This is a genomic window from uncultured Hymenobacter sp. (assembly GCF_964243305.1).
Classification (GTDB): domain Bacteria; phylum Bacteroidota; class Bacteroidia; order Cytophagales; family Hymenobacteraceae; genus Hymenobacter.
This window is the reverse complement of record NZ_CAXTEF010000002.1, coordinates 120,650-133,684: the sequence shown is the minus strand read 5'-3', so window position 1 is coordinate 133,684 and position 13,035 is coordinate 120,650. Positions and strand designations below refer to the sequence as shown.

Sequence of the window (13,035 nt, the reverse complement as noted above, 5' to 3'; positions counted from 1 at the left end):
TGGGCTGCCCTATTAAGTTATAAGCTGAGTATAAGCGGCTTTAGTGAACAATGGTGTAGGGTGGGTCGGCCAGCGCCTTTTTGTGGCCCGGCAAATCCACGCTCCGCCCCTCGTGCACGCTCACCCGAATCCGGTTGGCGAGCTGGGTGAGGGGCAAATCGTTGCTGTCCTTGCCGAAGGGCTGCTCGATTTCCTCGGCAATCAGCTCCAGTCCGAGCAGGGCGTAGGCCCCAATCATGACGATGGGAATGGTGAAGTAGCCGTAGGTGTCGAGCAGCACGAAGGGCATGATGAGCAGGAAAATCGTGATGAAGCCCTTGATAAAGAAGCTGTAGGAAAACGGAATGGGCGTGGTCTTAATCCGCTCGCAGGCGCCGGTCACTTCCAGCAGGGTGCCGTGGTAGGGCTGGAGCTGGAGCAGGTGCACCGGCTCGAGCACGCCGGCCCCGCGCAGGCGCTCGTAGCTGGCTTGCAGCAGCGTGGCGAGCTTGGTCGGCAGGTGGTCGGCGGCCTGCAGGGCGTCGGGGAGCACCCCCGCGACGGCCTCCAGGTGGGCGTAGTTCATGTCGTCGCGCAGGTGGCCCTTGAGCGAGAGGGCGAAGTTGGACAGCATCCGGGCGTAGAAGATGCGGTGGCCGCCGCCGGCTTCGGCCGGCAGGGCCCCGCCGAGCACGGCGGCCAGGTTGCGGCAGGCATTAATCAGCAGGCCCCACTGCCGCCGCCCCTCGTAGTAGCGGTCGTAGGCCGTATTGGTGCGGAACACGAGCAGCAGGCTGAGCAGAATGCCCAGAAACGAGAAAAACTCGCGCTCGACTTAGAGAATAAACCGAAAGTACTCGAGCTGCGCCACCGTCACGGCGGCCACGTAGAGGCCGGTCAGGGCCACGCGGCCCAGCAGCACCCGGATTACCTTGGTCGTGTGAAAGTGCCAGAGGGCGGTCCACCAGTCGCCGGGTTTGTAAACTATCATAGTAGGCCTCCTAACGGGGCCGCGCCACTTTGCGTTGAGCCGGCGCCACAACCGGCGCCCCCGAACTCCAGGCGCGGGCCATCCAACCGGCCCGGCCAACTCCAGCAGAAGCGGGTCCCTGAAAAAGTGCAAACGCCGGGTTGCGGTGCCGGCTGGCACCGGACGGTAACTTAAGGTTAAATAAACCCGTATAAAGCCTTTCCTATTAATTTTCCGTCTCACTCTCTTAAAACATCATCTTAGTATATGAAAAAAACTTTGTTAATCAGAACGGCCCTCATTCTGCTGCCGCTGGGCGTCGCTTCGTCGGCCGCGCGGGCGCAGGATGCCACTGGCTTCCGCCTGGGCGTCAAGTTCGGGGGCACCTACTCGAACGTATCAGGCGACGACGTAAAGCAATTTACGGGCGCCAACTACAGCACCGACCTAGGGGATTACAAGCTGGGCTACAACGCCGGGGTAGGCATTCAAATCCCGGTTAGCTCGGATGGCTTCTTTGTCATCGCGCCGGAGCTGCTCTACAACCGCAAGGGCTACGAAATCACGTCGGATCGAAACACTGGCTTCGCAGCCGGCTCCAACATTTCGAGCATCGAAATCGAGCAGCAGCGCGTGCTGCACTACGTCGACCTGCCGATTCTGGCCCGCATTAACGCCGGGGGCCTCTTCTTTGAGCTGGGACCGCAGGTGAGCTACCTGTTCGGCTCGAAAAATAAGTCGCAGACGACGACCAAGTTCAGCAACGGCGACAAGGACAAGGTGGAAAATGATGGTCAGTTCCAGACGTATCTGGGCACGCTGCTCGACAACAGCGAGAAGTCAGACCTCTCGAACGTGGACATCAGCGGCGTGGCCGGCATCGGCTACCAGCTCACGAGCGGCCTGAACTTCAGCTTGCGCTACGCCCGCGGCTTTAACTCGATTATTGACTCCAAGAACTCGGACAACGAGCCCAAGGTGTTCAACAACGCCTTCACCCTGCAGGCCGGCTACCTGTTCCAGTTCGGCAAGTAGTTAGTCGTTGATTTAGATGAAAAAGCCGTCCCTGTTGCAGCGGGGGCGGCTTTTTTGGTTGGCGGTTGAGCCGGGGGAAGCCGCAGTGCTGGCTTTCCCCGGCCCAACTATTTCCGGTCAGATGAGTAGGCAGCAAGTAGTTGCCCGCTCCTCATCTCCCCCTACCTCACCCGTAACCTCCCATGCGCTCGTCCTCAGTCCCTACCCCCCCCCGCCCCGTTGCCCGCCGGCTGGCCGGCCTGTCTTTGCTCGGGGGCCTGCTGCTGAGCGGCTGCGGCATCCGCGAGCAGGTGCAGCAGGCCAAGGCCTTTAAGGACGTGGACGTGCGCCTGGCCTCGGTGACCCAGGCCACGGTGGCGGGCATCGACGTGACGCAGATGCGCCAGCCGGCCGACCTCAGCGCCGCCCAGCGCGCCACCATCGCCGGGGCCTACGCCAGCGGCAACCTGCCCCTGCGGATGCTGGTGAACCTGGAGCTGCGCAACCCCAACCCCGAAACCGCCGCCCTCAACGAGCTGGACTACCTCGCCCTGCTCGACGGCCGGCAGTTTGCCACCGGCCGCACCACCGAGCGCGTCGAAGTGGCCGGCAACGGCGGCGTGGCTCAGGTGCCCGTCACGCTGGAAAGCAACCTGCGCGAGGCCCTGGGCGAGCAGTCGGCCGCGAGCATTGCCGGCTTCGCCCTGGGGTTGGCCGACCGCGAGCGGGCGCCCATGCGCCTGACTTTGCGGCTGCGGCCCACCTTCATCACCAGCGGCGGGCGCCGTATCGCGCCGGCCGGCTACGTGAACGTGGAAAAGGAATTCACGGCCCAGCAGGTGCGCGAGGCCGTCCAGCGCCGGCCGTAGCGGCCGGGCCGTAGCAGCCGGGCCGGGTGGCGCCGGCAGTCAGCTCTGCAATTCCCTACCCCCTTACCAGTGGTTCAACGGCCAGCAGGAGGGTAGGGAATTTTTGGGTAAGAAGCGCCGGGCGTGGCCCGTCAGGCGGGTTTTGGTTAGCTCGACTATAACCAGCTATCGGCGGCGGCGTAGGCTGGTAAGCCGCTTGGCTGGGCGGGACTGGTTTTCAGTGCCCGCTGCTCATCTGACTTTGACTTTTATGGCTGCTTCCTCCTCGTCTGGCCGGCATCCGGTACTCAAGGGCCTGCTCGTGGTGCTGGCCCTGCTGGTGGTAGGCGCCGGCATTACCTACTTCGCCACCGACCGCGGCAAAAAGCTGCTGCCCGCCGTGGGCAAGGCCGTGCTGCCGGCCCTGGGCAAGCCTAGCTTCACCATCAGCAACATCACCCGCGAGCGGCTGCAGGCCCAGCTCAGCACCGAGGTGCGCAACCCGGCGCCCATCGACCTGAAAATTGACTCCCTGCGCTACGAAACCTTTCTCGACGGCGCCCGCCTGGCCAAAGGCCGCAAAGACCAGCCCCTGGTGGTGAAAGGCAACGCCACCAGCAAGCTGACCCTCCCCCTGACGCTGAACCTGCCCGAGTTAAAGGAAAAGGCCAAAACCGCCCAGCAGGACTGCGTGACGGTGCGGATGCGCGCCGTGCTCTTCGTCAACCTGCCCGCCGTGGGCACCAAGGAAATCCCGGTGGACATGAGCACGCGGGTCTACATCCCGAAATTGCCCAAAATTGAGGTGGCCGACGTCGACATCAATAAGCTGGGACTGAAGAAAGGCGAAGCCACCGTGACTTTGCGCGTGACCAACTATGAGTCGATTCCCTTCACCCTCAAGCAAGTAAACTACCGCTTCCAGGTCGAGGACGACCTCGACGTGAAGGGCCAGGAAACCAAGGACGTGACCTTCAAGAAAAAGGGCGTGCAGACCATGCCGATTCACGTGCGCTTCCAGCCCAAGTCCATGCCCAAGGTGTTGTTCAAGTCGCTCTTCAAGGCCAGGAAAACCGACTACAAGCTCAGCGGTACGGCCACCGTGGCGGCGGGCGCCGCCTCGTCCAAGGATGCCACGATGCACTTCAACAGCAGCGGCACGGTGAAGGACTTGAAGGAGGCGGTGAAGGCAGCGAAGAAGTAGGAAAGTAGGGCGTTGGGAGAAACGAAGGGGTAGGGACCGGCTCATAGTCATTAGCTACCTGCTGGAATGCAGCGAGCCGTGGCTACATCGGCACCGGCCGCCACCCAGGCTACGCCGGCCGGAGCGGCATCAGTAGGACTGACCCAAGCCACGGGGCGCGAGATTTTTAGGACTTGCGCATGAGTGCAAAACAAGTGAAATACATTCGTCTCCAACGATAGAACTATCTCATCTGTGGCCAAAGCATTTTCTAGTAGATGTACGTCTTTAAGCATCTCCTGACGAGCGGCATCAGAGCATTCTACTTTATGGGTGCGGTCAGTTAATCCGCTATCCGGTTCTGGACTTAACACATGCCACAGCTTTTCAGAGGCCATGCGCCTAAGCCATAATTTCGTAAAACGAGAATTGTGTTTCAGCCATTCTTGATATTGCGAGTAGGAGAGAACCACCTTGTGTTCATTCTCAATCATTAACTCTAATAGCCTCCGACAAGCATCAGATGTTGGGTGTTCACTTTCGCTAGCCGCCCGAGCAATATTAGTATCTATCACTAGGCGGCGGGGTGTGGGTCGCTTCATGAGTTAGCGGGCGCGGCTTTGCCAAATTTGCGCAGGCCTACGGCCGTCAGGTAGGCATCTTGGGCCTTCATTTCCACGTCGCCAAAATCTTCGGGCCACTCGCCATAGGCGCCGTCTTCGTCGGGCTGCACGTAAGTAACTTGTGTGGCGCCCTTGGCGTCGCGCGCAAACCAGTGCAGGGCCACGTCGGTATTCTTGATTTTGTCCTCCGCAATCAGCGTCTGCACCGTGAGCAGCAGCAGGCTGCTGTGGGTTTCCACAATCACGCGCACGCCGCGGTTGGCGGCATCGGCCAGTAGTTCGGCCATCACGACCTGCGCCCGCGGGTGCAGGTGCAGCTCCGGTTGCTCGATATAGACCAACTGTCCCTCCTGCGCCGCAATGAGTGCCACCAGTATCGGCAGCACCTGCGAGACGCCAATGCCTACATCGGCGATGTTTACCAAGTCGGACTTACGCGGCTTGGCTTTGCTGCTGGTGGGTAGGCGGTTGACGCTTAGCTCTACTTCGTTGGCGTTTTTAACTTTGGCTTCCACCGAGTTAGTTAAGCCGAGACGGCGAAGGTAATCGTTGAGCTTCTCTAATGCTTCGGTATTCTGCTGTTGCTGCCACTGGCTGATAGTGCCGGCGGCGTACAGGTCGAAAGTGCCTTTGATTTGACTTACAAAAAAAGTCGTTGAATAACTACGCTTTGGCGCGCCCCGCAGGCCGGGGATATGAAAAAGCATGGCTAGACTATTTTCTACTTGAAAACCGAATTCTACTCCGCCACTTATTTTTCCATCAGGCTCTGTGAAAACCAATTCAATGAACCCATTTCTTCGACGTGTGTAGCCAGTTCTCTTTTCATCACGGAACAGAGATTTGTAGAGCCTTCCTGAGAATTGGTTCTTTATGTTGTTCCAATCTAAGTTTGGACTAATGGTGAATCTATGAGACTGAAATGCAACATCTTGATTCACAATGCTAAAATTATCAGCTTCTCTGCCATATGTCACTTCTAGAAAGTTTAAGTAATCTTTGCTTGGAGGATACATATTTGGACTACTCATAACACCACTCACGCGAAAGGAGAATGAGTCGTTGCTGTTCATAATTTTACTTATTAACTCCCCCGCCGTTTCGGCTTGCACGTGCGCCCCACTCAACACGAGCGCGCCGGCCGGCTGATAGGGAGCTTCCATCGTCTGTTTAATCAGCAGCAGCGGCTGCATGATGCTGGACTTGCCGGAGCTGTTGGTGCCGGCCAGCAGCGTGAGCGGGCGCACGTGCAGCGTGGCATCGACCAGCGACTTGTAGCCTTTCACCTGAATCTGCTCGATGAGCATATAGGGCGGGCGAGCTGGGACGGGCGGTGGGGTAGGGGCAGCAGAGGTGCGTTTGGTAGCCATAAGGGACAAATTACGGGATTGACCACCGAAGCGACTAATAGTCGCTGGCTTGAACGGCTTCAACAACCTTTCGCCGCTTACCGCGTGCAACCTTCGGTTCTTCCTAGTCAACCCGCCATGCCAGCTGCTTCCTCAAAACCTCTCAGCCTCAGCGACCTGCTGGCCCTGGAGCGCACCCGCCTGGCCAACGAGCGTACCGTGCTGGCGTATCTGCGCACGGGCCTGGGCCTGCTCGGGGCGGGGGTCTCGCTCATCAACTTCTTTCGGGAGAATGCCTACGTCTGGGTGGGCGTATTTTGCCTGCCGCTGGGACTGGGCATCATCCTGTTGGGTTGGGTGCGGTTTCGGGCCCGGCGGCGGCACGTGGCGGCGGCCGTGGCGGCCCGCGTTCAGCCCGAGACAGTTCAGCCCGAAACAGGGGGGTAGGGAGCCGCCGCCCTGAGCACGTGAGCTACCGGGCCTGAGCCTGACCAAACACCAAAAGCCCGGCCACCACAAGGGCAGCCGGGCTTTCTGACGTTTAACTCCCACGAGGGGGGTAGGGATTTGGGCGGGCGCTACCCGGCGGCGGTGGTCGGCGTGCCGGCCACGGCTACATCGTGCGGCACGGCGTTGCGGCCCCCGAAAGCGGCGGCGGCGGCGCCCAGGCCCAGGCCCAGGGCCGCCAGCAAAGCGGCCCTGGACAGGCCCTCGGCGGCTTTGTCGCCCGCCTCGCGGGCGGTAGCTTCGGCTTTCACCTTGCCCTCGTCAAACTTGGCGCGGGCCTGTTTGGCGGTCGAAATCCAGTTATCGACCACCTGCTCGGACTCGGCGCGGCTCTTGCCGGTGCGCTGCATCACCACGTTGACGGCGGCGGTGCGGTCGGCGGCGTCGCCGATGTTGTCGGCGCGGCTGGTGAGGCGGTCAATCACGTCGTCGAAGTTGTCGCCGGTGGCCTGGGGGTTGGCGGCGCTCTGGCCGGCTTCGTTCCTGGCTTCCTGGCCGGCGGCGCGGGCCTGACGTGCCAGGTTTTCGGGGCTCAGCTCCGCTTTGCCGGTCTGGCGCAGCAGCGTACGGGCCTCGCGCTTGAGGTCGCTCACGTCGATGCCGCGGTCCTGCAGCTCGCCCTTGATGGCATTACCCGCTTCGGGGGCGACGGCGGCAATGCCCTTGCCCACGCCCGTCAGGGCCCGGCCGGCCACGCCGGTCACGCCGCCGATGATGCGGCCCACGGCGGTGGTGAGCAGGTAGAAGGTGAGCAGCGAGACCACGGCCCAGGTCAGCAGGCCGTGGAGCAGACCATCGGTTTTGCGCGGGATGCCGGCCAGGCGGCTGGCCACGCCGGCGCCCAGGTAGAGCGAGGCCAGTGTGGTGATGGCCAGCCAGATGGCGGCGCCGATGCCGAGGCCGGCCACGGGGTTGGACTCCTCGAGCGGGTCGATGGTGCCCAGGCCGATGCCCAGGCCCAGCAGGTTCAGGGACAGCTGGATGACGAGCGCCAGCACGGCCCCGGCCAGGATGGCGCCCCAGGAGATGCGCTTGACGACCGGCACGGCGCCGGTCGCGCCGGCACTGTAGTTGGCGGAAGAGCCGACGCCCGCGTCGGAAAAAGAGGCGACCACGCGGCTGTTGGGGTCATTAGGGTTAGCGGTGGGTGACATAAGGAAAGGGATTTAGGTTGCGGCAGCCGGTAGGGGCTACCTGAGTGGAAAGTGGAAAAAAGAAGGACGAGTAGCGTGGGCCGCCCGCACGGGGGTAGGGCGGTTCGGCATCTCATACGAACAGTAAGCTAAGGAGTTCGTTTTCAAGCTCATCAGTAGTGAGCAGCGCTTAGTTAACACATCCTGCTGAGCCTCGCGAAGCATCTCGCCCGGGGGAAGTAATTCAATCGTGCGGTCAAGTTGATTGCTTCCTCCGGCGAGATGCTTCGCGAGGCTCAGCAGGACGTTTCCTCTAATCCATAACTCCTAACTCCTAAATTCTAACCCCTACACCAGCGGCTGCCGCCGGTGCACCAGCCGCTGCTTAAGCCAGAGAAACGGCACGGCCAGCGCGATAATAAAGCCCCAGTCGGCCCCGAAGCGCACCAGCCCCTGCCAGGCCAAATCGGGACGGCCCACGGCCAGCCCGGCGCCGATGAGGGCGGCGGCCGGAATGAAGGCCATCGCGATGAGCGGCCCGGCCTGAAAGCTGCGCCGGAAGGCCGCCAGAATCACGACGCCCGCCAGCGCCCCGGCGGCGGCCACCAGCAGCTCGGGCAGGCCGGGATGCACCAGGTGCTGCACTTCGGGGTTGGCGGCCAGCTGGTCGGCGCTGCTCTCGCCGGCCGCGACCAGCGCCCTCATGGTGAGGGCGGCGGCGGCAATCAGCACGGCGTAGCCGGCCAGGGCCGACTTGAGCCCGCGGCCCAGCAGCGACCAGTGGCGCAGCACCAGGCCCAGCGGGACCTTGGTCATGGGGTCGAAGCCGGGCGCGATGATGGCCGAGGCCACGAAGGCCACGGCCTGCGGCACGGGCTCGGAGACCAGCCCTACGGCGCCGATGATGCCACCCAGCCCCATGAGCAGCAGATAGTTGGAGGTGATGCGGCCCTGGTGGCGCAGCCCGCTTTCCATCTCCTCCCAGATGGCCTCGTCGAAGTCATCGTCCACGGCCGCGTGCTCGGCGGGGGCAATGAAGCTGGTGGCCTCACTGGTGATGATGCTCAGCTCGGCGGGGTCCGGCACGGCGGCGCGGGTGCGGCGCAGCACCTCGTCGGCGCCGCGGTTGAGCACGTGCACGGTGAGCACGTCGCCCACCGGCTTGCGCGAAGCGCCGCGCAGCACGGTCAGGCCAATTACTTCCTTTACGGCGGCAAGCTGCGCTTGCAAATCATCGGTGATGGCGGGCGGCACGGTAAGTTCAAAGGTGCGGTGCATTCGGGAAGAGCGGGAAAAGAAAGGGGAGTAGGGAAAGGAAAGCTGCCGCGGGAAAGCAGCCGGCTGGTGCGCGGCTGGGCGCGACCGGCCGCGCACCAGCCGGCTTGCCCGCCGCCACGGCAAAGCGCGGGGAAAACGCGCGGCGGGGCTGGCTGGCGCGGGCGCCCGGCCGCCGGCCGGCCCCGCCACCCATAGGCCCGAAATAAGGGGGTAGGACGCGGTTGCCGCCCGTCGCTTACGTAAGGTTGGGGCGGGCGTTGGCCGGCGCCGGCGGCCGGCTAAACAGTAAACTGCCCTGGCTCAGGGGCGGTAAAACCCGGATAGCCAACGGGTCGGGCTGGCCGCCCGTCGCAACTTAACTTTTAAGCAGCACCAGCGTGCCGGCCAGAATCAGGCCCGCGCCCAGCGCGCCGCGCCAGGTCAGGGTTTCGCCCAGAAACCCCACGGCCAAAACCAGCGTCAGGGCCAGGCTCAGCTTATCGACCGGCGCCACTTTGCTCACCGGCCCCAGCTGCAAGGCCCGGAAATAGCACAGCCAGGAGGCGCCCGTGGCCAGCCCCGATAAAACCAGAAACAGCCAGCTGCGCCCCGAGAGCTGCGGCAGGCCGGCCGTAGCGCCGCGCGCCAGCACGATGCCCCAGGCCAGCACCAGAATCACGACCGTGCGGATGGCCGTCGCCAAATCCGAGTCAACGCCCCGCACGCCGACTTTGGCCAGAATAGCCGTCAGGGCCGCGAACCCGGCCGAAAACAGGGCGAAAGTCCACCAGGAAAAAGTCATGACGCGGCGCTTAAGGAGGAAGGATAAGGGAAGAATGAGCGAGTGGGCGGAGTTCGGGCGGAAGCGGGGGGGTAGGGAACGTGGGGGGGTAGGGAACGTGGGGGGGTAGGGAACGTGGGGGCGGGCACGCCGGGCCGCGCGGGCCGATGCTGCATACGCACGGGGCGGGCCAGCGGTGGGGCAGCCTGTTTTTGCGGCCTATTTCCGGCTTGAAAGGAGCCATTTTAGCTTCCGGGCGGTTATCCTTCGTGCTTGAAACTGACCTGCCCCCGGCCGCCGCTGACCCGGCCCGCTGGCGCCGCCCCGACCTGCTGCGCCTCGACTACGACACCTACCGCGCCCTGCCGGCCATCGCCAACTCCGACCTCTCGCGCCTGCGCGATGCCCTCGACGGGCGCCCGCCGCGCACCGGCGGGGGCGGCGGCGGCAATAGCGGCGCCCTGAGCTTCGGCACCGCCTTCCACACGGCCCTGCTCGAGCCCGACGACTATCTCCCCGGCCAGCCCGGTCTCAACGATACGCTGGTCTGGTGGCTGGTGGAAGGCGTCCGGCTCGTGCCGCAGCTGGCCGCGCTGCTCGAAAAAGGGCAGGCCGAGCCCAGCTGCGTGTTTCAGGAGCCCGAGACCGATACGCTCTGCAAGCTGCGCGCCGACCTCGTGCTCGACGTGCCCGGCCAGCCCTACACCATCGTGGACTTCAAAACCACCACCGCCCGCGACGCCGAACACTTCCGCTGGCAGTGCTCGGCCTACGACTACGACCGGCAGGCCGCCTTCTACACCGACGCGCTGCGCGCCGACCAGTTTCTGCTGGTCGGGGTGCAGAAAATCGAGCCCTTCGGCGTGTTTCCCCTCGAGGTGAGCCCGCCCCTGCTGGCCGAGGGCCGCCAGAAATATCAGCGCCTGCTGCGCCTGCTGCGCGCGCCCGGCACGGCCCCCGCCTACCGCGCCGAGGCCGTGCAGGCCGCCGTCGAAAGCCTGGGCCTGGACCCGGAATAAGCCGGCCGCGCCGCCGCTTCGCCCGTCCCCGCTACCTCGTTGCCGCACCGTCCGCAAATCACTGCTATCCGGCTCCGGCTTTTCGCCGGGCCGGTTTTTTTCGTTGGCAGGGGTGGCTGGCAGGGGTGCCGGCACTTTGCCAGCAAAACGCCGCCGGCCGCCGCTACCCGCTGGCTCGCGGTCCCTACCCCCCTGGCTGCTCAAACCGTGTCCTGCCCCGCCGCGCTCAGCTCGCGCAGCAGCTGGCGCAGCCCGGCCGGCTCGCGGATGAGCCGGCCGGCGTGCTGCACGGCGGCGGCTTCCTCGCGCAGGGCCCGCTTGAGCTGACGCAGCTCGGCCTCACGCTTTTTGCCGCTGCTGCCGGCAAAGCCCTGGGGGCCGTACTTCAACTCATTCAACTCCTTTTTAAGGCTGACTTGCTGCTGCCGCAAGGCCTGGGTGTAGCGGGCCAGCACCTCGGCCGCCGCCTCGCCGGCCGCCGCGGGGGCGGACTCAGCCAGCAGCTGGAGCAGGGCATAGAGGTCGCCGGCCTCGTAGGCGGCCGTGATGCGCTGCATCTGGGCCGTGCGGGCGGCCTGCCGGGCGGGGTCGGGCTCCAGGTCGGGGTGGTGGGCGCGGGCGAGCTGGCGGTACACGGTTTTGGCGTTGGCGGCCAGCTGCTGCTGGTCGGCGCGGGCGGCGGCCTCGGCCGCTTGCTGGGCGCGCTGGGCCTTGGTCAGGCGGCGGGCGCGGGCAGCGGCAGCGGCCCGTTCGGGCGGGGGCGAGGTGGGGTTGGCGGCCGGGTCAGCCGCAGTAGGGGGGGTAGGGATGTCAGCGGCGGGGCCGGCGTCGCTGGCGGCCGGGCCGGGGCGGCGCCCGGCCCCGGCGGCCGGGCCGTATTTGGTGATAATAGCTGCCTCATCTTCGCCAAACCGCGCTTCCAGCATTCGGGCATTAGCCAGAATGACTTCCTTGAGCTGCGCTTCCTCCGCCCGGCTGAAATAACCCAGCAGCAAGGCCTCTTCCAGCGGCGCGTACAGCGCCCGCCGGGCCGCCACCACGGCGGCAGCGGCCGGCCCGACCTGCTGCCAGTAGCGGCGGCGCGCCTCGGCCTGCTCCGTGCGCAGCGCCCGCAGCTGCTCTTGCAGGTTTCCCACCTCGATAATGGCCTGCCGAAACGCCTGCTGCGCCGGCGAGGCGGGCGCCGCGGCCGCCGCCTGGCGAGCGGGCACGGCCGGGGGCGTCGGGGGGGCGAAATCAGCTTTTTCCATTCTAAAGCAAAGGTAGCGGCCCCCTGAGTGGTGGGTGGGAGTGAGCCTTTGCTCAAGAGCCCGTGGGGATAGGAAATCGGCCGCGGTGAGCCCCCGCGCTTTCGTTACTGCCAGTCCGGCCACAGCTCAAACGCGACCCGGAACGTGTTGCAGTGCGCGTCTATGATGTCGGCTAGGCGCTCGGAGTAGCCGCCGCCCATGCTCACGGCCACCGGCAGCTGGCGCGCGTGGCACAGGCCCAGCACCAGCTCGTCGCGGCGGCGGCAGCCGGCCGGCGTCAGGGCCAGCTTGCCGAGCTGGTCGGTGGCCAGCACATCGACGCCGGCCTGGTAGAAGACGAAGTCGGGCTGCACCCGCGTCAGCAGGGGGGGTAGGGAATCGGCGAGCTGGCCTAGATACGCCTCATCACCGGTGCCCAGGGCCAGCGCAATATCCAGGTCCGACTGCTCTTTGCGCAGCGGATAGTTGGCGCCGGCGTGCATCGAGAAGGTGAACACGCGCGGCTCATCCCGGAAAATGGCGGCCGTGCCGTCGCCCTGGTGCACGTCCAAATCCACGATTAACACTTGCCGCGCCAGCCCGTGGGCCAGCAGGTGCCGGGCGGCAATGGCCTGGTCGTTGAGCACGCAAAACCCCTCGCCGCGGTCGGCAAACGCGTGGTGGGTGCCGCCGGCCAGGTTGAGGGCGCAGCCGGCGCCGCCGGGAGCGGCCAGCGCCTGCCGCGCCGAGCGCACCGTGCCGGCGCTGCTGCTCAGGGAGCGGCGCACCAGCTGCGGGCTCTGCGGCAGGCCCAGGCGCCGCACCTCGGCGGCCGAAAGCTGCCCCTCGCGCACCTTGCGCCAGTAGGCGGGTGTGTGCACGCGCAGGATGTCTTCCTCGGCGCAGAGGCCGGGGTCGTAGAAGTCCGCTTCACTGGCAATGCCCTGCCAGAGCAGCTGCTCGCGCAGGAGGCCGTACTTGGCGATGGGAAAGCGGTGCCCGGCCGGCAGGCTGAGCGTGTAAGCGTCGGACGTGGCAAGGCGCGGCATAGCGGGGCAGATACTGCGAACGCGCCGCCGGGGTTAGGGCAATCCGGGGGGGTAGGGACTCCCGTAGCTAGGGCGTGCTCTGCGGAGCAGATGG

General features: G+C 65.0%; 14 protein-coding genes. 5 read left to right on the top strand and 9 right to left on the bottom strand.

Going from position 1 to position 13,035, the window contains the following annotated elements; all coding sequences use genetic code 11:
- Positions 1–40 precede the first annotated feature (40 nt).
- Positions 41–790 carry a bestrophin family protein gene (locus tag ACFE70_RS02100; RefSeq protein WP_375416201.1) on the bottom strand — a complete coding sequence of 250 codons (750 nt, stop codon included), beginning with the start codon at positions 788–790 and terminating at the stop codon, positions 41–43.
- 24 nt (positions 791–814) lie between these two features.
- On the bottom strand, positions 815–970 hold the full coding sequence (locus tag ACFE70_RS02095; RefSeq protein ID WP_375416048.1) for a hypothetical protein: 156 nt from the start codon (positions 968–970) through the stop codon (positions 815–817).
- Between the two features lie 246 nt (positions 971–1,216).
- Between ACFE70_RS02095 and ACFE70_RS02090 the strand changes: the two genes are divergently transcribed.
- From ACFE70_RS02090 to ACFE70_RS02080, 3 genes are all read left to right on the top strand, one after another.
- Positions 1,217–1,984 (top strand): porin family protein, encoded by a 768-nt coding sequence (locus tag ACFE70_RS02090; protein ID WP_375416047.1) that lies wholly within the window; start codon positions 1,217–1,219, stop codon positions 1,982–1,984.
- Positions 1,985–2,166: 182 nt separating this feature from the next.
- Positions 2,167–2,832: a hypothetical protein gene (locus tag ACFE70_RS02085; RefSeq protein WP_375416046.1), complete on the top strand. Its 666-nt coding sequence runs from the start codon at positions 2,167–2,169 to the stop codon at positions 2,830–2,832.
- Positions 2,833–3,082: 250 nt separating this feature from the next.
- Positions 3,083–4,015, top strand: coding sequence for an LEA type 2 family protein (locus ACFE70_RS02080; protein ID WP_375416045.1), 933 nt, complete (start codon positions 3,083–3,085; stop codon positions 4,013–4,015).
- A gap of 50 nt (positions 4,016–4,065) precedes the next feature.
- Here the strand turns inward: ACFE70_RS02080 and ACFE70_RS02075 are convergent, their stop codons facing one another.
- Together ACFE70_RS02075 and ACFE70_RS02070 are read right to left on the bottom strand one after the other, a co-directional pair.
- Positions 4,066–4,569, bottom strand: a complete 504-nt coding sequence (locus ACFE70_RS02075; protein WP_375416044.1) for a hypothetical protein — start codon at positions 4,567–4,569, stop codon at positions 4,066–4,068.
- A 23-nt stretch (positions 4,570–4,592) separates the two neighbouring features.
- Entirely contained in the window at positions 4,593–5,987 is a 1,395-nt protein-coding gene (locus ACFE70_RS02070; RefSeq protein WP_375416043.1) for an AAA family ATPase, read from the bottom strand.
- 117 nt (positions 5,988–6,104) lie between these two features.
- Between ACFE70_RS02070 and ACFE70_RS02065 the strand changes: the two genes are divergently transcribed.
- Positions 6,105–6,413 (top strand): DUF202 domain-containing protein, encoded by a 309-nt coding sequence (locus ACFE70_RS02065; protein ID WP_375416042.1) that lies wholly within the window; start codon positions 6,105–6,107, stop codon positions 6,411–6,413.
- A gap of 131 nt (positions 6,414–6,544) precedes the next feature.
- On the opposite strand, the gene ACFE70_RS02060 is transcribed toward ACFE70_RS02065, so the two are convergent.
- The 3 genes from ACFE70_RS02060 to ACFE70_RS02050 all read right to left on the bottom strand — a co-directional run bounded on the left by ACFE70_RS02060 (position 6,545) and on the right by ACFE70_RS02050 (position 9,665).
- Positions 6,545–7,627 carry a hypothetical protein gene (locus ACFE70_RS02060; protein ID WP_375416041.1) on the bottom strand — a complete coding sequence of 361 codons (1,083 nt, stop codon included), beginning with the start codon at positions 7,625–7,627 and terminating at the stop codon, positions 6,545–6,547.
- Between the two features lie 327 nt (positions 7,628–7,954).
- Complete coding sequence (locus tag ACFE70_RS02055; protein WP_375416040.1) at positions 7,955–8,884, bottom strand: DUF389 domain-containing protein; 930 nt, start codon at positions 8,882–8,884, stop codon at positions 7,955–7,957.
- Between the two features lie 355 nt (positions 8,885–9,239).
- Positions 9,240–9,665, bottom strand: coding sequence for an EamA family transporter (locus ACFE70_RS02050; RefSeq protein ID WP_375416039.1), 426 nt, complete (start codon positions 9,663–9,665; stop codon positions 9,240–9,242).
- Between the two features lie 248 nt (positions 9,666–9,913).
- Between ACFE70_RS02050 and ACFE70_RS02045 the strand changes: the two genes are divergently transcribed.
- Positions 9,914–10,663 (top strand): PD-(D/E)XK nuclease-like domain-containing protein, encoded by a 750-nt coding sequence (locus ACFE70_RS02045; protein ID WP_375416038.1) that lies wholly within the window; start codon positions 9,914–9,916, stop codon positions 10,661–10,663.
- Between the two features lie 200 nt (positions 10,664–10,863).
- Here the strand turns inward: ACFE70_RS02045 and ACFE70_RS02040 are convergent, their stop codons facing one another.
- Entirely contained in the window at positions 10,864–11,913 is a 1,050-nt protein-coding gene (locus tag ACFE70_RS02040) for a J domain-containing protein (protein WP_375416037.1), read from the bottom strand.
- A gap of 104 nt (positions 11,914–12,017) precedes the next feature.
- Positions 12,018–12,941 carry a histone deacetylase gene (locus ACFE70_RS02035; protein WP_375416036.1) on the bottom strand — a complete coding sequence of 308 codons (924 nt, stop codon included), beginning with the start codon at positions 12,939–12,941 and terminating at the stop codon, positions 12,018–12,020.
- Positions 12,942–13,035: the final 94 nt, after the last annotated feature.